Below are 24,431 nucleotides of genomic sequence, written 5' to 3'. Positions count from 1 at the left end.
CGCTATCAGCTTTTGCTTCTTGGCATTACCTTATCTAGTCATTGCCTGGGAAATGACTGCTGCATGATTCATCTTTCAGGAACGATCTCGCCTAAAAGAATAAGTTGCAGCTGCTTCCGCTTCAAATGAATACAGTTCAGCTGCCTCTATCTGCCTCTCCATCCCTACCCTTCTTACCGTATTTGGAAACACAAGTGTGCAAAGGGTTTTCACGGAAGATGACACTGTACAATTGTCGACTTCCCCGTTCTCCCAATGTAAATCAACAATAAAACCACCCCTGCAACGAACGCCTGTTACTCTCCCTTCTTTCCAATCAGTTGGTACAGCAGGTAATATGCGAAGAAATCCTTCATGAGATTGAATAAGACACTCTATGACGCCTGCAGTAAAACCAAAATTCCCATCAATTTGAAACGGCGGATGGGCAGAAAAGAGATTTGGATACACACCACCACCTTCATATTGCTCTGATTCTTCCGTCACAAGGTTAAGTGCCTTTTGAACGAAGTGATTCGTATGGTCACCGTCCAAAAAACGAGCCCATAGACACAGCTTCCAAGCAAGACTCCAGCCAGTCCCAGTTTCACCCCGTTTGAGAAGCGCCTGTTTGGCTGCCCGGTAATACATTGGTTGGTTTGACTGTGTCCATCCGTCTCCAGGATACACACTATAAAGATGAGAAAGATGACGATGTTTGTCGTCTTCCCCTCTATAGTTCGTTGTCCACTCAAGGAGGGTACCATCGGAATCAATCAATGGTTTTTTTAATTTCGTTAATACCTCGTATACTTCAATCATCAATTCATCTTCTAGTTGCAACCATTCGCTTGCTTTTAAAAAGATCGTACACACATCTTCGATTACAGCGAGGTCCATCGTCGCACTTTCTGACACAGCCGCTAACACGCCACCCTCTGTTATGAAGCGATGTTCCGGTGAAGTAGACGGTCTTGTTATACGTATTCCTTCATCATCTTCAATCAGCCAATCAAGGCAAAATAAAACAACTTCACGAAGGACAGGATACGCATGTTTCTCTAAATCGTTTAGGTCCATTGAAAAAGCAACTTGCTCCCACAAATGACGCGCAAGCCAAGGGCCTGACATTGGCCATAGTGCCCAAACTGGATCTCCGTCTCCAAACCCTCCTGCCGGCGCAGCTTGTCGCCATATATCGCTATTATGATGGGCTGTCCATCCTCTACAACCATAATGGGATGTCGCGATCTGCTTTCCTTCCTGTGCCAGTTCTTTAATGAAATGAAGCAAAGGACGATGACATTCCGGCAAGCCAGCCGTTTCTGCATGCCAATAATTCATTTGTGCATTAATATTTAACGTATAATTGCTGCTCCAAGGTGCTTGGATGTGTGGATTCCAAATTCCTTGTAAGTTTGCAGGTTGTGACCCTTCCCTCGAACTAGCAATAAGCAAATACCGCCCCATTTGAAAAAGCAACTCTGATCGTCCAACATCTGATTTCCTTTTATTTTTTAAGCGCTCTGAAGTGCTCGTTTGGTCGTAAGACTTTGTTTTCTTTAGTGTCAACGTCATTCGTTGGTATAACTCTTGATAGTCGCTCAAATGACGTTTGTACAACTCATTAAAAGAGAGCGAAGCAATACGGTGACAAGAACGTTCAATATCTTCAATTGGATTTGTCCCTCTATGGTTTTTATAACTGACAAAGCTTGTCGCAAGGTGAATGCCAATCGTAGCATAGGTCGCCTTTTCTACTGTTAATGTTTGATTGCTTTGCGAACTTTGCCCATCTGTTTCAATGAGTTGAATAGCACCAGCAAATCGAATTGCTTCTGATTCTTCATAGGCTTTGTAACGAATTGGCTCTTTTGTTTCATAATAGTTTGGATCAACATGTTCAGGGCACCAACCTGCAATACCTGCTCTACTCTGATTTGTCCATTTAATCGTCTTTAATTTCGTTCTCAAAGAAGCAGAGAACCGTAACTCCGTACCTGTATTTGACTCCAATCGAATGACAATTAGATTATCAGGAGCACTTGCAAATATTGTTCGTCTATATGGTCCTGCCTCTACTTGTACCATAGCGGTCTCCAAATCAAGCAATCTTTTATAGTTCTCTTCACGACCCTCTTTTATTAATGGAAAATTTAAATGTAATTCTCCAAATGGCAAATACGATTGCGTATAAGGACCAAGCATTTGCTTTGCCAAACCATCTACTTGTTTCCAACTCTGTTCCTTAATCGCTGAGCGAATCTTTTTGAGATTTTCAAAGGCGTCTAGATTTTCTTTTCTATCTGGGGGACCTGACCAAAGACAGTCATGGTTTAAAGAAAGGAACTCTTCCTTTTTGCCACCGTAAACCATCGCACCCATTTTTCCATTTCCAATGGGATAAGCCTCTGTCCATGTTTTTGCTGGCCGCTTCTCTTTTACTTGCATCCTCTCACCCTTTCAGCCTAATCTATCAAAAAGAACCTGCAACCGCAGGTTCTTCTACATTTTGTTTCCTTAGTCCTCCCACAACTTAACCCGTGTCTGTATTAATTCCGTGTAGGCAGCTTCCGCTTCTTCCACACCAGCTGCTTCTAGTTCACTCATAAATTCGTCCCACACATGATCAAATTGGTCTGGAGTAGCTAATATGGCTTCAGGTACTTTACGTTTCACAATATCCAAACACCTTTGTAGCTGTAACCTAAGCTCTGATGATGAATCCACAGGGATATTGTATGCTGCTCCCCACGGTTTAATTGGAAATTCATCTTCTTGGGGATAAAGGTCTTTCCAAAACTCCACTCCGTAAGCATCTAGCACTTCTTTTTCCACTTCTGTGTAAGCATCTTTTATCTGATCTGGGTTTGCAATTGTAAATGTCTGACCCGAAGAATCTTCTACCCCATCACCGTAAACCGGTGAGAAGCCTTTTAACACACCAACGCCAGTATCTTTTACGTAATTTGCACTATTATTACGTTTTTCCATTTCTTCCTCTGAAATGACTCGTTGTCCATCAACAAGCTCATAATGCTCTCCTTCTATCCCCCAATTTTGCAAAATCTGTCCTTCTTCTGAAGCTAGATAATCAAGAAACTGAATGGCTCGGACAGGGTCTTCATTATCAACTGAAATTCCGATTCCCCAGCCACCAAGATACCCGGTGTCCTGAAAGTTTGGATGCTTGAATTCTTCTGTTAACGTGACTGGATACATCCCATACATCCGTTCCTGTTTTCCTGACTCACGTAAAGCCCGCTCTGCATCTGCTACTTGCCAATCCGTATCAGTTAGACCGAGAACACGCCCAGAAGATATTTTTTCTAAATATTGATCGTATTTTTGCACAAAGCTTTCAGGATCAAGCAATCCTTCATCATTCATATGGTTTAACCAACGGAAATACTCTTTTTCTTCATCACGGCGATAATGCATCGTTGCCTCATACGTATCTGGGTCAATATAAAACTCCCCATCATCTGGAGCACCCGTCGCATAAAAAGCAGGGTTCGTCGTCGAAATCATGATACGCCAATCATCAGCAAGCAGCGATAAACCAATCGTTGGCTGACCATCAATTGTTGGATTTTCTTCCATATATGTTCGAATAGCTTCTTCAAAATCTTCTACCGTGCGAATATCAGGATAACCAAGTTCTTTAACAACCTCATGTTGAAGCATAAACCCATTGCCCGGCTCTGAATAAACATGATCCACAGGTGCAGTTGGAAGAATATAGATCCCTTCATCTTCTTCGCTCCACTTTAATCGATTAAAATAATCACCGTAAACTTCCTTTAAGTTAGGTCCATGTTCTTCAATTAAGTCTGTTAAATCTACGAAAGCTCCCGCATTAACAAGTGTGCTCGCTGATCCTTTAGGTAGAATAAAATCAGGGTAATCCCCACTCGCAGCCATTAAGGCAATTTTTTGTTCACCGCCGTTAACATCAAACTCGGGGTTTATTGTGACGCCAGTCTCTTCAATAACTTGTTGACTAACCGGGCTTTGCATATTGTCCCATTGAGAATGTGGATCCGAGCTAAATAACGTAAATGTAATTGGCCCTTCTGTTGTTTCATCTACTGTGCCTTCGTCATTACAAGCAGATAGCGTCATTAAAGCCATTCCTGCAAGTGAGACGGTAGCTGTTGCTTTCCAACTGTTTTTTCTTTTCATTGTTCAAGCTCCCCCTTTTTTTCTTAGCTTTTTACCGCACCGAGTGTCATTCCTTGAACGAAAAAGCGCTGTAAGAATGGATAAACAAGCAAGATAGGAACAATTGTCACCATCGATATCGCCATTTTAATAGATTCAGGTGATACATTTTGCGCAGCTTGTTCGCCACCTACTCCACGAAATGCATTTGGATCTCCAGATGCTCCCATTGTTGTATTTTGAAGGATTTTCATTAATTCGTATTGGAGCGTCGTTAAGTCTGGATTTGAACTGTTATATAAATACGTATCAAACCAGGCATTCCACTGACCTACTGCAACAAAAAGAGCAATGGTTGCGAGCACTGGTGTGCAAAGCGGCAAAATAATACGCCAAAAAATGGTAAAGTCATTTGCGCCATCTATTTTGGCTGACTCCTGCAATGAATAAGGCAGGCCGTCCATAAAAGAACGGACAATAATGATATTAAATGCATTCACCATACCTGGAAGAATATAAACCCAAAAAGTATTAATCAAATTAAGTTCTCTCATTAGCATGTAACCTGGGATTAACCCGCCAGAAAAATACAAGGTTAGTACAAGTACAGTTGAAACAAATTTTTTACCATGAAAATCAGCGCGACTAAGCGTAAATGCAACCATCGCTGATGACAAAACGCCAAGCACGGTTCCGATAACTGTCCGTAAAACAGAGTTCATAAATCCCGTTAACAAATGATCGTATGCAAAGATTGTCCGGTAATTCTCCAACGTAAACTCTCTGGGCCATATATAAATACCGCCCCTTACTGTATCTGTGGAATCGTTTAATGATATAGCAAGCACGTTTAGAAAAGGATATAACGTCGCTATAAATACTAGTGTTAAAAATGTATAGTTAGCAAAATTAAATATCCGATCACCTTTACTTAGCTGAATACTTGCCTTTTGTTTCATAGTCCCTCCTCCCCTACATAACACTTTGATTGGAATACCGTTTAAATATGCCATTTGCAATAAACAAGAGAATAATCGCTACCATCGAGTTAAAAATACCAATCGCTGTCCCATATGAAAATCTACCGAGATTGATTCCATAATTCAACGCGTACAAATCTAAAACTTCTGAATAATTAACAACTGTTGGATTTCCTAATAAAAATTGCTTTTCAAAACCAATGGTTATTAAACTACCAATTGATAGAATCAAGACAACCAATATGGTTGGTCGAATACCTGTTAATGTAATATGCCAAATTTGTCTAAATCGGCTTGCGCCATCAACTTTTGCCGCTTCATATAACTGCGGGTCAACACCTGCCATCGCTGCCAAAAAGATAATTGAATTCCAACCCATTTCCTTCCATAAATCAGCGAGAGTTACAATAATCCAAAACCATTCACCCTTCGTCATGAATTGAATTGGTTGATCTGCTAATCCAGTTGAAATGAGTAATTCATTGATAATCCCACCGTCAACAGACAACATCTTCGTAACGATTCCAGCTACCACCACCCATGAAACGAAGTGAGGTAAATAAGAGACTGTTTGGACAGTCCGTTTAAATGCCTTAAGCCGCACTTCGTTCAAAAGCACTGCAAACAAAATAGGAAACGTAAACCCCACCAATAACCCCATAATGCTCATAACAAGAGTATTGCGTAAAACAAGATAAAAACGCTCATCTTGAAAGAGTTCAATAAAGTGCTTGAATCCAACCCAGTCTTGCGCGTAAAACGGAACACCTGGGCGATAATCTTGAAAAGCCATCGTCCATCCTAACAATGGCAAATAATTAAACACGAGAACCCAAGCTACAAATGGTAATGACATAAGGTATAAATACCGTTGCTGTAAGACGATCTGCCAAAACGTCCGCTTTTGACTAAGCGGCATCGCCCTCGTTGTATGCGCTTTCTTTTTTTGAAGCTTCATTTTCACCCCCGCCTCCTTAGCTCTATCTTAATGGGGCAACAGGAAAGTGAATACATGCGTAATTAAATAAGAAATCAGGTCAAAATTTAACTCTGCCGTTTCTTTCTAAAAGCTGAAGGCGATTCGCCTGTGTACTTTTTAAACTTACGGTGGAAATAATCAACATTGGCATAACCAATTTTCTCTGCGGTTTCATACACTTTATATCCATCGTTTAATAATTCCTTGCCTTTTTCAATGCGAACTTTGTCCAAGTACGTATTAAAATAATCGCCAGTCTCCTGTTTAAACAGTTTACCTAGATACGCACTATTGTAATTTAAAAGGGAAGAGAGAGTATCCAACCGGAGCGCTTCATTGTATCGATGATGCATAATTGCTTTCATCTTTTTTACAGCTGCATCCGTACTTGGGACAGCCATTTGCCCGGCTAGTTGGGAACACCATTCAACTAGTAAATTACGAAATTGTTGAATATGACTTGCTCCTTGAACTTTCTCTACTGCTTCATATCCTTTTTTGGCCCATTCTTTTTGAAGAGTGCTTGTTGCGATCAATCGGTGCACAACGTTCATCATCATGCTGACTGTCCGAGTTTTCAACTTCTCTTCATCGAGCATCCGTTCTTCCATTTCATCAACATAAGTATGAATCGTTTGTTTAACCGCAGCGATATCACCCATATCGAGGGAAAGGTAAAGACGCTCTTCAAACACAGCAATCGGCTTTGCTCCCTCTTCGATCGTTGGAATTGCATCGTCTAGCAGAAACCTCTCACTTGCATAAAATACATGGGCTAATCGTTTTTTTGCCGACTTGTATGAAAGATAAATAGCTTGCCCGTTTGTGACCCGTTTCCCCAGCCCACATTTAATCCCCTCAGGTAATGAAGTTGATAAGAGATTTGTCCAATTCCTTTTTGATACATGACTATCCGTATAACATAAGAGCAAGCCAGATAAACGACCAATAGAAAAAGAGACAGAGAGTTGGTTTAGTTTTGTACGAATGTCTTGTAGATTCATTTTTTCAGTATCTATAAGCAATACTTGATAACCCACTGCGCATAAACCAAGACGCTTCCATTCTAATCTATCCCAGTTGCTGTCTTGTTGAATAAGTTTCACAACAAGTTCCTCTCTCTCGACTTGCAAACTCCGCTCACGCATTTTTCTCTCGTTCTCTTTTTGCTTTAATTCTTCAGCAATTGTTTTCACATAACGAATGAGCTCATCCTCATCTAATGGTTTTAATAAGTATCCAGCAACTCGTTGACCAATTGCTTGTTTCGCATAATGAAAATCAGCGTAGCCGCTTAACACAAGAAAATCGATCGATTCATTTTCCGTGCGTATGTGCTTAATTAGTGCAAGTCCATCCATAATTGGCATACGGATATCGCTCACAATTAAATCAGGCATTGTCTGTCTATATAGATCGAGTGCTTCTTGTCCATTACTCGCTAACCCAACGATTTCAAAACCAAATTCTTCCCAATCAATTAATTTTTTTACGCCCTCACGAATCATCCATTCATCATCAGCAATTACTACTTTATACATGCTGTACTTCCTCCTCTCGACCCTTAACGACTGGAATCAAATAACTGATGGTGGTCCCCTCATTTTCTCTCGTTTCAATCCTCAGTCCATCTGTTTGATAGTGCATCTTTAAACGTTGATGAACATTCCTTAATCCAATCCTGTTTTCAGGACGCTCCAGAGGATCATTTATCATCTTCTTCACTTCTTCTTCACGCGACTTGTGCATACCCGCACCATTATCACTCACTTTAATTAAAATACCAGCTTCGCACCATTTTACCGATATTGTTACAATCCCACTATCACCCTTTTTTTCAAGACCGTGTGACACGGCATTTTCAACAAGCGGCTGAATCGTTAACGGCAGAACAAGTTGTTGACCAATAGAAGAAGCTCTATCAATTCGATAAACAAACCGGTTCCCATAACGAAATGATTGAATATCTAAATAACTACAAACAATTTCTAGCTCCTCGTCCATTGGAATTAATTTGCTTTCCACCTCTAAACTCCTACGGAGCAACTTACCAAGTTGCTTGACTACCGTAGCGATTTCTTTCTCTTCCCTTATCAGAGCACGCATTCGAATGGACTCTAATGTATTAAATAAGAAATGAGGATTAATCTGGCTTGCCATCATTTTAAATTTCATTTCATCTTGCTTTCGTTCAAGTAGATTCTTCTGTTCATTTGCTTCAAGCACTTGAGCAAGGGAGAAGCTTAATTGTTCAATCATTTGATTAAATTGATCAGCTATTTGACCAAGTTCATCGTTTCCTTTAATGTCCACCTTTGCATTCAAATTCCCTTTAGAAACAATGTTCATTGTTGAACTGAGCTCAAAAAGCCTATTTACATACCCCCAAGAAAACCACATAATCAAAAACAACGCAAACGTAGCGCCCATACCAGTTACTAGCATCCCAAAGCGACTAAGTCGCTGCGCATCCCCTACGATCTCATTTGTATTTACCATCGAGACAATCCGAAGTTCATTTTGGCTTAACTCAGGAAATAAGCTTGTCGCCATTAAATGCACAGGTTCGCCGTTTAATTTGCTTTCAAAAAAAGAATCCTCTTCAAACTGACTACCTATCTCAATAATGGTTTCAAGACTTTTACCAATCAATTTTAAATTTGAAGAAGAAACAATAGAGTGCATTTCATCTACAACGACTGTCTGATGTGTCTCTTGCTGCATAATCGTCTGTAGCTGATCAGGATCAATCGTAATAATTAAAAGCCCAAACGTGTTGTATTCAATGAAATTGATTCGCTTCATCAAGCTCAAATAAAATTTATTGTCTTGTGTTTCATCTTGTAGATAATGCCATTGGTGGAATCCAACATCTGCTTCCGCCTTTTCATACCACTTGTTCATGTTCATTTGATTATCTACTGGGATCACTGTCCAATTGTTTAGCAACGTTGGGTTGTCCACATATAAACGAATTGTATCGATTTCAGGATGGTTTTCAAGATGATAGTCCACATCGGGATAAGCACGATACGCTTGAAGCACATCAAAACGGTTCTCATATGTTGTATTAACAAGATCACTCAAGCGCTCATCAAATTGGAGATGATTCGCCACCGTTATTGGTCCTTTTAACACTTCATCAATTCGTTGTTTCACCCGTTCGACATTCATTTCTGCTTGCTCTTCAGCATCTTTAACGGCATTTGCTTTTAATTCATTCGTCAAAAACAAGCCAACAACCATGATTGGAATAACAACACCAACAAGGAACAGCAAGATTAACTTGTTACGGATGTTCATGTCATTGATTTTCGCAGAAACTGTTTGCCAAATAACCTGCTTCATCCTTTAAGCTCCTTTTTTGTTCGCGCTTCCATTTTAACTCATTATACGTGAAACCAAAAAAAGCGGATGAATAAGTCCACCGCCTTTTGCTCACATTCTCCGCACGAGAAGTTCGACATTCGTTTGCCGTTCCCTTGGCCAACATTCAAGCGTAAACGTCATCTCTTTTATTAACTTGATTTTGAGACACGCTTTCACCCACCAATTCAGAAGTCGCTGCTTTGGCTTCGACGTTGCCTCTGCCCAGACCGTGATTAAACATTCATTATACATTTGCCTTTCTAAGAATGGCTACACCTTTGGACTCTAAGACAATATAGGTGCTTATGTTGCTTGTCAGTAAATCTAGATATTTTCCACAAAATTGAACCGATTGCTCTTCTGTGGAATGGTTTAACAAAAAGACATAGCTCTTTCCCTCTTTTATTCGTTCTGTCGCTTCAACCCCAGCTGGTATTTCCCCATTAAAAATAGACGATAGACCAACATCACTAGCGATGGTAGCAACGAGTTCCTCTAAAAATACCCCGTCTCCACTTGTAGCGACATACCACGCTTTCCCTTCTCCAAATGGATTGCAAGTAAGCGCCGGCATCCCTTTATAGAAATCTTTTCCATAAACAGCCTTTACTTCTGCTCCTTCTGGATGAAGCAAATCACAAAGCAACGAACAACTATAGCGATCTTTTCCTGGCCAAATGATTTCATTGTCCGTACCTGGTGGCAACGCATCAATCTCTTCCACCCAAATGCCAAGAATCTCCCGAAGTTCTCCTGGATAACCACCTCGAATAACGAGATCTCGTTCATCAACAATGCCACTGAAAAAAGTCGTCACGAATGTTCCTCCTCGCTCAACAAATCGCTTCACTTTTTCAGCAAATCCAGGCTTTGTCATATAGAGAACAGGGGCAACAACCACTTTGTATCGCTCCAGCGCTTCATCGACACTAACAAAATCAACTGTAATCTGTTTTCGGTAAAATGCATCGTAATACTTCCAAACTTCTTTTGTATAAGATAAATCACGACTTGGTCCGCTTGAGAGCTCAAGTGCCCACCAATTCTCCCAATCAAATACGATCGCCACTTCTGCCAACACCTGTGAATCGAGCAACGTATCGCCAAGCTGGCTTAGTTCCGCACCAAAAGAAGCACATTCGCGAAACACACGCGTCTCTCCATGTCCAACATGGTCAATTAATGCGCCGTGAAACTTCTCGCATGCGCCAATTGAGCGCCGAATTTGGAAAAACAGAATGGCATCTGCACCTCTCGCAATCGCTTGGTAACTTTGCAGACGCATCACCCCCGGACGCTTCAGTGCATTATACGGTTGCCAATTCGTTACGCTTGGCGTTTGTTCCATCAACATAAATGGTTGCCCACTTTTTAAACCACGCATCAAATCATGGTGCATCGCCACTTCGCTAACAGGTGTATCAACGGAAGGGTAGTTATCCCAAGAGATGACATCGATAAACTTCGCCCACTTTTGATAATCAAGTGGCTTATAAGCACCCATCATGTTTGTGGTGATTGGCACGTCTGATGTATACGCTTTCAAAATATCGTATTCCATTTGATAACAAGCAAGCAGGCTATCTGAATTAAACCGTTTATAGTCAAGTGAAATTCCTTGAAATGCTGTAAATGTCTCACTTCCAAGATGTTCACTTAGATTGTTAGGTGCAACGATTTCATCCCACGCATAAAAGGTGTGACTCCAAAAGCTCGTATTCCATGCTTCATTTAGCTTCTCCAGCGAACCGTATTTTTTATTTAACCAAACGCGGAATGCCGCTTCGCACCGCTCACAAAAACAGTCGCCCCCATATTCATTTGACACATGCCATATGGCAAGGGCTGGATGGCTCTTGTAACGATTCGCTAACTTTTCTACAAGCTTGGCAGCAAACAGACGATAAGTTGGACTATTCGGGCAAGCATTATGTCTTAAACCATATTTGCGTTTGCGCCCATCAAAATCTACACGTAAAATGTCTGGATACGCTTTTGCCATCCATGCTGGGTACATCGCTGTACCAGTCGCCAAGCAAGCTTGAATGCCATTTTCAGCGAGCATGTCCATGATTTCATCTAGTTGACTAAAATCATACGTCACTTCATCACGCTGCAGGAGCGCCCACGAAAAAACGTTCACTGTCGCCATATTCATCTGCGCTTGCTTCATCAACTTCATATCTTCATTCCAAACAGTGCTCTCCCACTGTTCTGGGTTGTAGTCACCACCATAAGCCATCTTCTTCATCTGTATCCCTCCCTCATTGTAAGTGTAGTGCATGACCACTTCGCTATTATAGAGAAAAATCAGTGCACTTTTCATGTATAAATTGCAGGTCCCCATCGATAAATACACCCGTACTTTAGCAAAACATCTATCCTTCTCGCCTTTAGTCATGGTTGCGCTTGCTTTTGATCTTCTGTACGATTAGTCGCAACACAAAATGTAAGCGCTATATTAAAATGAGGTGAAGAAGAATATGAAATTTAGTAACGGTTGTTGGATGAATCAAGAAGGCTATGACATCAAGGCTCCTCAAGAAGTATACGACGTACGCAAAACGAATGAGGAGGCGACTCTTTTTGGGCCGTTCCAAAAGATCCATCATCCTGGAATGACACTTGACGGTGGCATGATGACAGTCACAGTGTCTGCTCCGATGGATGATGTCATTCGCGTGCATAGTGTTCATCATCTAGGCGGTGTTGACCGTGGTCCCCACTTTCCCATAAACGCCACAAAAGGTAACTTCCATATCGATGATGGCGAAAAGGAAATTCGGTTCGAGAGCGGCAAACTCTCGCTCGTTGTCGATAAAAACGATTGGAACTTTACATTTGCTCATGCTGGCGAACAACTAACCAAAAGTGAAAAACAAGGGCTCAGTTATATTGTCGATAATGGAGGTCAGTCATTTGTCCGTGAACAATTGTCCCTTGATGTCGGTGAATACGTGTACGGGCTTGGTGAGCGTTTTACGCCCTTTGTAAAAAATGGACAAACGGTCGACAGTTGGAATGAGGACGGCGGCACAGGAAGTGAGCAAGCTTATAAGAACATCCCCTTTTATGTAAGCAACAAAGGGTATGGTGTGTTCGTGAATCATCCTGAACGGGTCTCTTTCGAGCTTGCTTCAGAAAAAGTGTCTAAAGCACAATTTAGTGTCCCAGGTGAAGAACTTGAGTATTTTCTCGTGTCAGGCGATACGTTAAAAGACGTGCTGAACAATTACACAACCTTGACTGGAAAACCTCCACTCTTACCAAAATGGTCGTTTGGTCTCTGGCTTAGCACATCATTTTTGACTAGCTATGACGAAAAGACAGTCCATTCCTTTGTTGATGGTATGCAAAAGCGGGATTTGCCGTTTGACGTTTTTCACTTTGACTGTCTATGGATGAAAGAGTTTGAATGGTGTAATTTTGAATGGGATGAGCGCACATTTCCGGACCCAAAAGGACTAATTGCCAGCCTAAAAGAAAAGGGTTTACACATTTGTGTGTGGATCAATCCTTACATTGGGCAGAAATCACCGCTATTTGCCGAAGCAAAAGCAAACGGTTATTTGCTTAAACGACAAGATGGCAGTGTCTGGCAATGGGATAAATGGCAACCTGGTCTTGGCGTGATCGACTTTACAAATGATGAGGCAAAAAAGTGGTATACCAACAAACTCGATTCTTTAATTGATATGGGTGTCGATAGTTTTAAAACAGACTTTGGTGAACGCATTCCAACGGAAGTTGTCTATGCAGACGGGTCTGATCCAATGAAAATGCATAACTACTATACACATCTTTACAATGAAACCGTCTATCATCTGCTCGAAAAAAGGCTTGGCAAAAACGAGGCGGTGCTTTTCGCACGCTCTGCAACCGCTGGGGGACAGCAGTTCCCCGTTCATTGGGGTGGAGATAGCTTTTCGACTTATGCATCTATGGCAGAAACACTGCGTGGTGGTCTCTCACTTGGCCTTGCTGGTTTTGGCTATTGGAGCCACGATATTGGTGGATTTGAAACTGGCTCGACACCTGACTTATACAAGCGTTGGACCCAGTTTGGACTTCTTTCCTCACATAGCCGCTACCACGGTAGTGGCGATTACAAAGTGCCATGGCTTTATGATGAGGAGGCCGTTGACATCACTCGAACTTTTACAAAACTAAAGAACAAATTAATGCCCTATTTGTTTGCACAATCGGTAGATGCAAGCAAGACGGGAGTACCCATGCTGCGGCCGATGCTGCTCGAATTTATTGATGACAAAACATGTCACACGTTGGACTGTCAGTATATGCTCGGAGAACGTTTACTCGTCGCACCGATTTTTAACGACAAAGGCACTGTAAACTACTACGTGCCGAAAGGACGATGGACGAATTTGCTAACGAACAAAAAGGTCATCGGCGAGAAATGGCATCATGAACAGCATGGATATGAAACGTTGCCATTGCTCGTACGCGAAAACACGATACTTGCCTTAGGTGCAAACGACCAAACCGCTGATTACACGTATAGCGAAGATGTGACGTTCCATGTCTTTGAAATTAGCGATGGCGAACAAGTAGAAAGCATCATCCATCATGGAGATGGCTCCGTTGCCGCCAAAGCACGGGCAATAAGAGATGGTCAATCCTTGCAATTAGAGGTGGAAGACGCGTCTGGTAACATCAAATGGCTTTTACGAAATGTGACACACCTTTCGCATATCAATGGTGGTTCTTGGACAGAGCATGAGCTTGGTGTCGTGATAGAAGGCAACAAGCAACTGACCATTGAACTCCCTGCTACTTAGATCAAAAACCGGCCTTCCACTGGAAGGGCCGGTTTTAACTTAGCTTATTTAGTCGCTGGAAAACAAAGCTCCTCTAGCGTATTTGGATAATTGGTCAACCATTCACAACCGTTATCTGTTATAGCGACTGTGTCTGAGTGGCGGAAACCACCAACGTTTGGAATATAAATACCAGGTTCAATCGTAAAGACCATGTCCTTTTCCAGAATCAGATCATTATCAAAACGAACATACGGCTCTTCGTGAGGGCTAAGACCAATTCCATGTCCGGTTCGATGGACTGCGTACTCACCGTATCCTTCTCGCTTTAAAATAGCGCGAGCAACGTCATCAATATCTCCAGCACGCACACCTGGCTTTAACGCCTCAATCGCCGCAAGCTGTGCCTCAAGCATTGCTGAGAAGGCTCGCTCTTGTTCGGAAGTAGGCTTGCCAATAAAAACCGTTCTCTCTAGTTCAGTCCGATATCCATTCAAGCCTACTTGCCGCGTGTGTATCATTACATCGCCCTCTTCGAGTTTTCGCGCGTTTGAAAACACATGAGGCATGATGCTTCGTTCTTTACCTGAAGGCGACATGCCAAGTAGTTGGATTGTCGCTTCAGGATGAACTTTCGGAATTTCACGATAAAGATACGAATTGCCCTTTTCATCAATTTCAAGTTCGCTGACTCCACTCTGAATATGAGCAAGTGACACTTGTACAGCCTTGTTAATCCATCTACTTGATTCACGAATCGCATCGATTTCCTCTTTATCTTTGCAAAACCGTGCTTCAACAAGAAAAGAAGAAACATCAGCGATTTCAATAGTCGGGCTTACTATCGATTCAAGCAAACCAATAGGAGCTGTTTGCTTGTCTGTTCCGACTTTCTTAATAAAACGACCCTCCACCAACTGTTTTACTGCATCGACATAATGCGTAAAACCCTTTTCTACTTCATATTCATAATAAACATGCAAGCGATCTACATGAGCGACATGGTTCGCATGTGCTTCTTCAAGGCTCGGTATCACAAATGTCGATTCATTCTCACCTATTGCGAGAATGATCGGTCGAGAATACATTAATGCTTTAAAACCAGTCAGAAAGTACTGGTGGTCAGGATTAAAGATGAGCACGCTATCCATTTCATGCTTCTTCATATACGTTCGTACATTATTGATTCGTGTTTGAAAACGATTCATGGACTTGTTCACGCTCCTTCTGATTGATTGTTTTTTGTGTGAATAAACTAACAACAACTAATACAAGGACAGCTAATGGCAGAGCTACAAGGACACTATTCCAGCCTAATGGCTTATCTAGCACAATCTCCCAAATAAGTGTCATCCCACCGCCTGTTAAAATCGCACCAATTGCTCCAGCCTTTGTGGCACGAGCCCAAAAGAATGAGGCGAGTATGACGGGAGTAAGTGCAGCCCCATACATCGTATAAGAGTACATTTGAATTTCCAAAACAGACGGAAAGTAGACTCCGAGAAAATAAGCAAGAATGCCGACTAGCAAAATGGTGATGCGGGTGAACAACAATTGCTTCTTTAATGCCAACTCTTTGCCCGTTATAGCTTCGTAAAGGTCATACACAATATTGCTTGCAGAAGACAACAAGTACGAATTGGCCGTTGTAATCATAAATGCAGTGGCGGCTGCGAGCATTAAACTACCAACAAGTAATGGAACAGTATTGCCTGCGATTTGCAAGATTGCCGTGTCTGGTTCAATTGCTGGAAATAAAACAATCGCTGCTGTAGCCAGAAACATCGCAAGACCAATAATAACAATATTTCCTACGAAAAAGCCGACGGTAGACAACCGAGCTGTCTTAACAGAATTGGCAGAAGCAAATCGCTGATACATGTTCTGGTCTCCTAAAATTAAGAGGAATGTAGGTAAAAAGAATCCAATCAATTGCGTAAAAGATAAACCACCATTCCAAAGAGATTGGGTTGCCGGAAGCTCACCTTGTAAAACATCCATCCCACCTACTTCACTAAGCACGAAGGGAATCGCAATGACAAACCCTCCAATAATTAAAATTGTGCTCAATAAATCCGTATAAGCTATTGAGAACATCCCGCCTGTCATCGCAAGAAAAATCACAATAAACGCAACGATAAGTGCCCCACTCTCTGCTTCCAAACCTATTGTGACATTTAAAATATAACCTCCACCAATAAACTGATACGAAGCAATTCCAATATAAGCAAGAACAATAAAGAGAGCGGCAATGTTCTTTGTGCTCTTACCAAACCTTAATTCGAGCAATTGCGGGACCGTATATTTTGACAATTCTCTGGCCTTGCCTGCAATAAAGTAAAGAACAATAATACCGAGTGGCCCTCCCGCAAAAAAGAAAAGCGATGCAAGAGGACCGTATTGGTAAACAAAACTTGCCCCTCCAATCACTGTACCAGACCCAACCCACGTAGCAAGCAACGTACTAATTAGCACAATTAACGGCAAACGCTGTCCTGCAACAACTAAATCTTCATTGGTTGTAACTTCCTTTTTTGCATAATACAAACTGACAATTAGCATGATTGCAATGTATGCCACAATGATAGCAATTTGCATCAAATTCCCCCTTATTTCACACAAACCGCATCACATTTTTGTGTATTGCATCTAATCTTACTGAAAAGTCTATTAAATAACATTAGTGTGACGCACTAGTTTTTTATTGATTCTTTGTTAATTGGAACCAATGTGGTGAAATGAAGGCGCAACGCAATAACCATCGCCATATATGTATCGTTTTGTTGCCAATCCATGCGAGGGATGAGCTGCTTAATTTTATGCAAGCGATACTGCACCGTATTTGGGTGGACGTACAGGGATTCAGCCGCCTTAGTTAAGCTAAAAAAGGTTTCTAAATAACAAAGCAATGTATGCGCAAGGTCGCTATTTTGCAAAGCATCTTCTTGCACGATTGGACGAATCATTTCCTGACCTATACTAGCTAATACTGGATGATTCTCCATATAGGTTAATAAGGAGAGATATCCTTCTTTATACCAGCTCGCTGAAGGTTGTTTTGCGTTTGTACATTCAATCACTAACCGTGCTTTCTCGTAACTACGCTTTAACATCCTTTCTTGACCGGGATCAATCGCTACATGTGCAGCTCGTAACATTCCCGTATTTTTTTGATTCCACTTTTCTAAAGTATTCGTCGAGAAAAGGTACCTACACCCCGCTACAATAAGATCGCCATTTAAAAAAGTATGTAGGATTTCCTTTTCTTTTAGTCTAGCTTGTTGCTGTATAAGAATTAAGGCGAACCGTAAACTCTCATCTTCCCCACGTAACAAAACAAGCTCATCTAAAGTGAAATTCGTAAATTTAAATGCATCGTCTCCTTTTCCAATAAGCGCTTGCTTAAATTCTGTCTCATTTTCTACAGCTTGTCCGCTATTTTGTTGTTTATAAACCAATTGAATACTCTTCCGAATCGTATTAAGTAAACTATGGTGATGCACGCTAGGTGATGGCATCTCCTCAATAAAAACGTATCCGTCAGATGGATTAAGTCTATGAATTGAGAAATGGCGCCCTTCCGCTAATAACTGTTGATAATCAAGCTGTGTCACATCTAAATGTTGATCAAGGACTCGTTGCCAGTCTAGTGATTGTTCACGAATCAACTTTGACGCAGATGTTAGTTTAAACATTGGATCCGTTGCAAAAATACGTATGTTCGCTAATCGTCCAATTTCATCTAACATCGATAATAGATCTTCTTTTTCAATTAATATCCTTAAGATTTCCTGATTTATATAGTCTACATCTAGTACCGTAGAATGGTCCTCGCGATGAAGCTGTTTGTAAATAATGTCAAAGAGCACATGATAAGGCACGTTGCTAGGAATCGACAATAGCGGTAAATTTAATTGACTAGCAGTTCGCTTGATTTGCTCTGGTATGGTCGAATGCACCGCTAAATGGAAACCGACAGCCGCCACATGCTTTGAATGGTACCAGTGAAGATGATTCATAATCTCATTACATGACTCAAATGATGAAAAGGTTGATAAAACGAGACCATTTTTTGAAAATCGATTTGACTTTAATGGCAATTCTTGTACACTGACATAATGAATCGCTTGATTCAAACCGTTCTCACCTGCAACGCATTTAATTCCATATTCTTGTTCCGTTAATTTTACTAATTCAGCTGCAATCAACTTTGTCTCCCCTTTTTTTTGCTCTTCACCTATTGTATGACTGCTTGATCGATAAGAAAAAGGGTTCTTTCTTATTATCAGACATTGTTTATCTAAGCATAACAAAAAAGCAGTACGCTCTTAAACGAACGCACCGCTCCTGTTGTTATAATGGCGGATCAACATGTAACCCTTCATCTTCGGGTGCCCAGTTCCAAGCAGAAAATGTCACACGAAACCCTTCCCTTTCCGGTGAACATAAAAATGGGCCAGCTCCTACATTACTTGTATAAGGAAACGGTGCGACACGAATCGTGCGCCATCCCTCTTTATCTACCCGAGCACGAAGTACAAGGGCGTCCGCTAAAAACGATGCTCGAATTGTCACCATTCTGTTTTTCCATTCTGGAACAGGTGCAAGCGACCAATCCGAAAACTCATTTGTGACAACAGCTCCGACATGAAGAACACCATCACTCATTTCAATACCCGCTTTGACCCAATGGGTCTCATCGAGCCAAAGCATGATTCCCGCTTGATCATATTGTTCTGTGAAAGCAGCTAGTGAAAAGGTTACTTCCATTGCCTTTCCCTCTTTAAACGGGTGGAGCAAGCTGTGTCCAGAGTTTCGCTGAAACCCGTACAATGTTTTTTGCCAGTAATCACTTTGCGGTTTTGCCTTTACATTGAACTGACCTTCATTCAATTCCGTTTGTTCAGGATCATTGCTCCACGCGCCATCTTTCCAATCGATCATTTCTCTTCCCATGTTCATTCTCCTTTTTTATTCTAGTATGAGCCTTTTTCGAAAGATAAAAAGAGATAGCATTAACACAACCATTACACCGGCAAGCGCAAATATCGCCCAAAGCGTCACTTGAACAGGATAGTTGTCTAGTAAGCTCCCTGCAACTCTTGGCAGAAGTGCTCCGCCTAATCCACCCATTGCGATTAATAAACTTGTTGTTCGATCTTCAAGTCCTATCATTCCTTCATTTACTGCAAGTAAACCGAGAGAGAAGATACCTCCCATTAACAGACCCGCAAAGAAAATAACAACAAAACTAACGATATAATGTGGCGATGCTGCAAATAGTCCAAGTGTAACAAACTGCCCAATGACAGTAATGAAAAATAGTTTCGCAATCCCTACTTTCTCCACAATAAAAATCATAATGATTCGACCAAACGTCATTGCTCCCCAAAAAACGGTAATACTTAAAGCAAGGATAGATGCTGATAATTCAGATGTCATTGATAGAATGGATGGTAAATAGTTTGGGAATGTCATTTCGACACCAACATATAAGAAGAAAAAGAACGAACCAATCAAGATAAGCGGCCACGCTGCTTTTGGATATTTAAGCTTTAGAGGCTTCCCATCAGGACTATTTTTGTTTATCGCTTCCTTCTTCAGAAGCGGTTCATATTCACCGAAACGCAGGAATAACCAAAGAACGAAACTCACCATAACAATTACACTTACGACCATAAAGATATAATTCCAATGTCCAGTTGCAATAAACACCGCTGCTAGAATAGGAACAGCTAACGCTCCGATACCAAAAAACACTTCTGTCAGTACCATTATTGAAGCCTTTTTCTCTTTTAATTTTCCAATAATCAATCCTGCAAGGATGGTTTCAATCATCCCAAAACCTGCGCCGCCAAGCGGGATAATAACAAGCAATACATCCCATGGTATTAATAGAAACAAAGAGATTTGCGATGAAGCAAATAAAAATAAAGCGATTAACAGTGTCACTCTTCGTCCCATTGCTCTTAAAGCCAATGGCGCAAGCAAAACCCCAGCTAAAAATCCAAGAAATTGATTCATAATCAGTTGCCCGCCGTCACTATATTCAAGGCCGTAATGCGCCATTAACGGTTCAAGCACTGATCCAATAATAATGTGGCCAATACCTGTAAGCAAATACGCAAGGCATGCCATCCAAATGAGTTTTCTCATGTCTTCCCCCAGTAGCTTTTTAATTCGTATAGCTTTCAAGCTTTTTTAATGTGAGTGCCTTCATTCCCTCATTAAAATCCGACTGAAAGGAATCTGATACAACGATGTTTGGCTCAGATATAGACGGGTAATTCTTTTGATAACCCTCCCATAAACGAACCCAATCTTTTTGTTGTATGTGGCTTTGATAAAGGATTATTTGATTTGGAGCCAGAATCGCATTCACGGTTTGGACGATTTCACAAACAATGTTTACAAACTCTTTTTTGTTTATATTCTTCTCCCAGTCCACATCAATTGGTAGGAATTTTATTTCTCCTGCCATTCCATTTTTGCCTTTTACAATATCGCCATTTAATTGAATCCCCATCCCCGGAGGATAGTTATCCGGAAAATAAACGCCCACTACACAATCGCTCTCTTCATAAATCTGTTGAGCACAATAACCGCTGACAGCCGCGTTCACGTCGTTTTCCACTAGAACCGTTAACTTAAACGTCTTTTCGAGATGCTCAATTAAACGAACACCTTTTAAATTCTGGTGACTACTCACTGCAATCGCACCATCAACGATTTGTCCTGCTATTCCTACTCCAATGACATTGATTGCTGGATAAGCATTAAGAAAGACATGAATTCGCTCGTCTAGACAATGATAGTCAAAAAGTGGAATGGAATGCTCTTCTCTTCTTACCGTTTCTCCATTTAAGTTCACAACAGATGCCATTAACACATCAGCACCTTTATGCTCTTTAAGAAGCATGACGAGCGCTAATCGATAGTTGGCGTTAAACCGATACGTAGCCGCTGGCCGCCCCCCACCTGATGGAACGGTGTCCTCCTTAAAAACCTCGCCACGTGTAACTAATTCTTTTACAAGCGCATTAATCGTAACAACACTTAACCCCGTTGCTTCAGCCAACTGCGCTTTTGTTGCTGTTTCTACATTGCTTAATGTATGTCGTACATGGTTTAAATTGATTTCTTTTACTAATTTGCCACTCGCTTTGTCCATCTTCACCCCACACTTTATAAGAACACTTAATAAAGTCACTTTAATAAGTATGCAAGACTACTCAAAAAGAGTCAATAGAAATAAAACCTGTTCATGCAGACTTAGCACGAACAGGTTCCCTATTTTCTAAATATACCGCTCTACAATGCGTCTTACATCCTCAATGCCTTGCCACATATCTTTAGGTCCATCATAAACGATCGTAATTGGACCTTCGTATTTCGCCTCTTTCACAATATCCATACAAGACTCAAATTCCGTCTCATCAATTTCTCCGTCCGCTCTCACTTGTGCCTTAGCATGAATTGATTGGCTTTTCGGGATTGTCGAGTGAAGACTTGCTCGTTTTTCAGGTCCGGAAAAATTGCCAAAATCACTTGTTAACCCTATCTCAGTAAAGTTCAGTAAGTACAAACAATTTTCCGCCGTTGATGTAAGTGATCGGAAATTCTCGGTCATCACCTTTACCCCTTTTGCGTTTGCGTATGCATTTAGTTCATTTAATTGTTTGGCTGCCAAAGCGAGCGCTTCTTTGTTCGAGTGCTCACTCTCTCCACCAATCACTCGAACATATTCCGCGCCTGCACTTTGCGCAATATCAATCCAACGCTTAATAAAATTCATATCTTTATTTCGGCGCACAGGATCAGCACTTGTGATATCACCGTAATCGATCAACAAACTATAAAAGCGAATTCCAGCCTCTTCACAGGCTTTTCGTAATTGCTTTAAATAAGCTTCATCGGTCGAAGGAAAATGAGGGTGAATCACTTCCATTGCTTGATACCCTTTCGCTGATAAAATACGCGGCAATTCTAGCAACGAATGTACTTGAGGTTGTGCATCGACCTTCGTCACCTGCTCCTTCGCTTGCTCATCCCAATTCGTCCAATGTAGAGGTCCTAGTAGCCGATGAAGACTCCAAGTTGTAAGTGATAAATAGGACATTTTAACGATCCCCTTCCCGTTTCTCTCTATTTGTGCTTCCTTTACTCTTTCGACTTTAAAAAAACATCTCCTCTATGAAATAAAACTGAAACGAATGACCGATTACCTTCGTAAATACAGTTAACTGAAAGGAGCATTTATTATGTTTATTCTATCAATTATTGTTGCACTTATCTTTTCTTGTCTGACGATTTTCCAACTCTTACTCGCTTTCGGTAAACCATACGGTGAAGCAGCAATGGGGGGTTTCCATAAAGTATTGCCCATACCTTTGCGTATTGTCAGTGCATTAAATGCCCTTATGCTCTTAGCATTTGCAGCTTCTTTTTTGTTTTACACAGACGTGTTGCCTACGCCGTGGTCGTGGCTACCACTATCAACAATCGTCTGGTTTATTACCATTTTTTTGGCCATTAATACGTTGGCAAACGCTTTTTCGCGTAGCAAAAAAGAACAACGAATCATGACGCCTTTATCTGGTATACTTTTTATTCTTTGTTTACTCATCGTCATGAACTAAAAAAAGCTAGGGGACATGCACCCTAGCTTTGCTTTCTTTACGTTCCACAATACGTCACGTATCCGTTTTTACAACTTTTCGGTACATGTGCAAAAGCTTCTTGCTCCTCTGAATGAGCATACGGATCGGATAATACAACCAGCAGCTTCTTCGCCACACTGTAATCATCTCGTTCGACCGCTGCCTCCAGCGCCTCTTCAACACGGTGGTTACGTGGAATAACGGCTGGGTTGTGTGTTTTCATTAGCTGTTGCGCTTCTTCCTTCGATTCTACCTGTGCATCAAGTCTTGCTAGCCATTGTTTATTCCAATCACCAAATTGGTCACTTGCTGCGAGCTCTGTCTCTTCCTGCTTGCCAAACGTGAGCGCACGAAATGTATTCGTATAATCCGCTTTGGTTTCTTCCATTAATTTCAGTAATGACTCAATTAGCTTTTCATCTTCTTCTTGTTCGTGAAACAACCCTAGTTTCTTGCGCATTCCGGTGAACCACTCATTCAAGTATACATGTTTGAACTCTTCAATTGATTGTTGTGCCAATTTAACCGCTTGTTCTTGTTCATCGTGTAAGAGTGGTACAAGTGATTCAGCAAACCGCGCCAAGTTCCAATTCACCATATATGGCTGATTGCCGTAAGCATAACGTCCTTGCACATCAATGGAGCTAAAAACAGTTTTAGGATCATATACATCCATAAAGGCACACGGACCATAGTCAATCGTTTCGCCACTAATCGTTGTATTATCCGTGTTCATTACTCCGTGAACAAAACCAACTAACTGCCACCTCGCAATTAATTCAGCTTGACGCTTTATTACACTTTGTAAAAAAGCTAAAGATGGATTCTCTGCACCAGCCACTTCAGGATAATGACGATCAATCGCATAATGAGCAAGTGCCTTTAAGTCGTCGGCATCTCCTCTTCCTGCAGCATATTGAAATGTGCCAACACGAAGATGGCTCGCGGCGACCCGTGTCAGGATTGCACCAGGTAAGTTTGTTTCCCGGCGCACATCTTCTCCCGTTGAAACAACGGCTAAGCTACGCGTCGTTGGAATACCAAGATGGTGCATCGCTTCGCTAATCAAGTACTCCCGCAGCATTGGCCCAAGTGCCGCACGCCCGTCGCCACCACGCGAAAACGCAGTTCGACCAGATCCTTTTAACTGGATATCAAACCGATCTCCTTGTGGCGTAATCTGTTCCCCAAGTAGCAGTGCCCTTCCATCTCCAAGCATTGTAAAATTGCCAAATTGATGTCCTGCATATGCTTGGGCAAGACCATAGTCTCCGTTCGGAATTGCATTCCCAGCTAGTGCCTCCAACCCTTCACTCTCATGAAGTAAATCTCTATTTAAACCGAGTGACTTCGCTAGTGCGTCATTAAATAAAACGAGTTTAGGCGCTTGGACAGGCGTTGGACCTTGTACGCTAAATAAACTTCTAGGCAACTGTTCATAACTATTATCGAAATTCCAACCTACCTTGTTCGTCATCAAATCCCCTTTTCTCATTTTTGACTTTATCATCTACTCTCATTA

General features: G+C 41.4%; 17 protein-coding genes. 2 read left to right on the top strand and 15 right to left on the bottom strand.

The genetic code is table 11. The features are described 5' to 3' along the window. Positions 1–75: 75 nt before the first annotated feature. From BK584_RS20895 to BK584_RS20860, 7 genes are all read right to left on the bottom strand, one after another. The gene (locus tag BK584_RS20895) at positions 76–2,430 is read right to left on the bottom strand and encodes a glycoside hydrolase family 95 protein (protein WP_078394379.1); all 2,355 of its coding nucleotides are present in this window, start codon (positions 2,428–2,430) and stop codon (positions 76–78) included. 69 nt (positions 2,431–2,499) lie between these two features. Further along, positions 2,500–4,164, bottom strand: coding sequence for an ABC transporter substrate-binding protein (locus BK584_RS20890; RefSeq protein WP_078394378.1), 1,665 nt, complete (start codon positions 4,162–4,164; stop codon positions 2,500–2,502). Between the two features lie 23 nt (positions 4,165–4,187). After that, entirely contained in the window at positions 4,188–5,102 is a 915-nt protein-coding gene (locus tag BK584_RS20885; RefSeq protein WP_078394377.1) for a carbohydrate ABC transporter permease, read from the bottom strand. Between the two features lie 13 nt (positions 5,103–5,115). Continuing rightward, positions 5,116–6,081: an ABC transporter permease gene (locus BK584_RS20880; protein WP_078394376.1), complete on the bottom strand. Its 966-nt coding sequence runs from the start codon at positions 6,079–6,081 to the stop codon at positions 5,116–5,118. A gap of 86 nt (positions 6,082–6,167) precedes the next feature. Then, positions 6,168–7,643, bottom strand: a complete 1,476-nt coding sequence (locus BK584_RS20875; RefSeq protein ID WP_078394375.1) for a response regulator transcription factor — start codon at positions 7,641–7,643, stop codon at positions 6,168–6,170. Then, positions 7,636–9,450 (bottom strand): sensor histidine kinase, encoded by a 1,815-nt coding sequence (locus BK584_RS20870; RefSeq protein ID WP_078394374.1) that lies wholly within the window; start codon positions 9,448–9,450, stop codon positions 7,636–7,638. Before BK584_RS20870 ends, BK584_RS20875 begins: the two co-directional genes overlap by 8 nt. 265 nt (positions 9,451–9,715) lie before the next feature. Next, the gene (locus BK584_RS20860) at positions 9,716–11,722 is read right to left on the bottom strand and encodes a beta-galactosidase (protein WP_245808924.1); all 2,007 of its coding nucleotides are present in this window, start codon (positions 11,720–11,722) and stop codon (positions 9,716–9,718) included. A 232-nt stretch (positions 11,723–11,954) separates the two neighbouring features. Here BK584_RS20860 and yicI point away from each other — a divergent pair, with 232 nt between their 5' ends. Then, positions 11,955–14,270, top strand: coding sequence for an alpha-xylosidase (yicI, locus tag BK584_RS20855; protein ID WP_078394372.1), 2,316 nt, complete (start codon positions 11,955–11,957; stop codon positions 14,268–14,270). A 44-nt stretch (positions 14,271–14,314) separates the two neighbouring features. Here yicI and BK584_RS20850 read toward each other — a convergent pair whose 3' ends face one another. The 7 genes from BK584_RS20850 to BK584_RS20820 form a co-directional block, all read right to left on the bottom strand. After that, positions 14,315–15,457 carry a M24 family metallopeptidase gene (locus BK584_RS20850; protein ID WP_078394371.1) on the bottom strand — a complete coding sequence of 381 codons (1,143 nt, stop codon included), beginning with the start codon at positions 15,455–15,457 and terminating at the stop codon, positions 14,315–14,317. Next, entirely contained in the window at positions 15,429–16,847 is a 1,419-nt protein-coding gene (locus BK584_RS20845; RefSeq protein WP_245808923.1) for a sodium:solute symporter family protein, read from the bottom strand. The genes BK584_RS20850 and BK584_RS20845 overlap by 29 nt, the downstream gene beginning before the upstream one ends. A gap of 95 nt (positions 16,848–16,942) precedes the next feature. Further along, a complete protein-coding gene (locus BK584_RS20840; protein ID WP_169871430.1) occupies positions 16,943–18,457 on the bottom strand; it encodes a PucR family transcriptional regulator in 1,515 nt (504 codons plus the stop codon). Between the two features lie 145 nt (positions 18,458–18,602). Next, on the bottom strand, positions 18,603–19,205 hold the full coding sequence (locus BK584_RS20835; RefSeq protein ID WP_078394369.1) for a DUF1349 domain-containing protein: 603 nt from the start codon (positions 19,203–19,205) through the stop codon (positions 18,603–18,605). Between the two features lie 15 nt (positions 19,206–19,220). After that, the gene (locus BK584_RS20830) at positions 19,221–20,405 is read right to left on the bottom strand and encodes an MFS transporter (protein WP_078394368.1); all 1,185 of its coding nucleotides are present in this window, start codon (positions 20,403–20,405) and stop codon (positions 19,221–19,223) included. Positions 20,406–20,424: 19 nt separating this feature from the next. Then, on the bottom strand, positions 20,425–21,420 hold the full coding sequence (locus BK584_RS20825) for an ROK family transcriptional regulator (protein WP_078394367.1): 996 nt from the start codon (positions 21,418–21,420) through the stop codon (positions 20,425–20,427). Between the two features lie 126 nt (positions 21,421–21,546). Further along, positions 21,547–22,368, bottom strand: coding sequence for a sugar phosphate isomerase/epimerase family protein (locus tag BK584_RS20820; RefSeq protein WP_078394366.1), 822 nt, complete (start codon positions 22,366–22,368; stop codon positions 21,547–21,549). A gap of 142 nt (positions 22,369–22,510) precedes the next feature. Here BK584_RS20820 and BK584_RS20815 point away from each other — a divergent pair, with 142 nt between their 5' ends. After that, complete coding sequence (locus BK584_RS20815; protein ID WP_078394365.1) at positions 22,511–22,888, top strand: hypothetical protein; 378 nt, start codon at positions 22,511–22,513, stop codon at positions 22,886–22,888. Between the two features lie 37 nt (positions 22,889–22,925). On the opposite strand, the gene BK584_RS20810 is transcribed toward BK584_RS20815, so the two are convergent. Continuing rightward, the gene (locus BK584_RS20810; protein WP_078394364.1) at positions 22,926–24,386 is read right to left on the bottom strand and encodes a protein adenylyltransferase SelO; all 1,461 of its coding nucleotides are present in this window, start codon (positions 24,384–24,386) and stop codon (positions 22,926–22,928) included. Between the last annotated feature and the right edge of the window lie 45 nt (positions 24,387–24,431).

Source organism: Shouchella patagoniensis, from assembly GCF_002019705.1.
Lineage (GTDB): Bacteria > Bacillota > Bacilli > Bacillales > Bacillaceae_D > Shouchella > Shouchella patagoniensis.
This window is presented reverse-complemented; position numbering and strand designations above follow the sequence as displayed.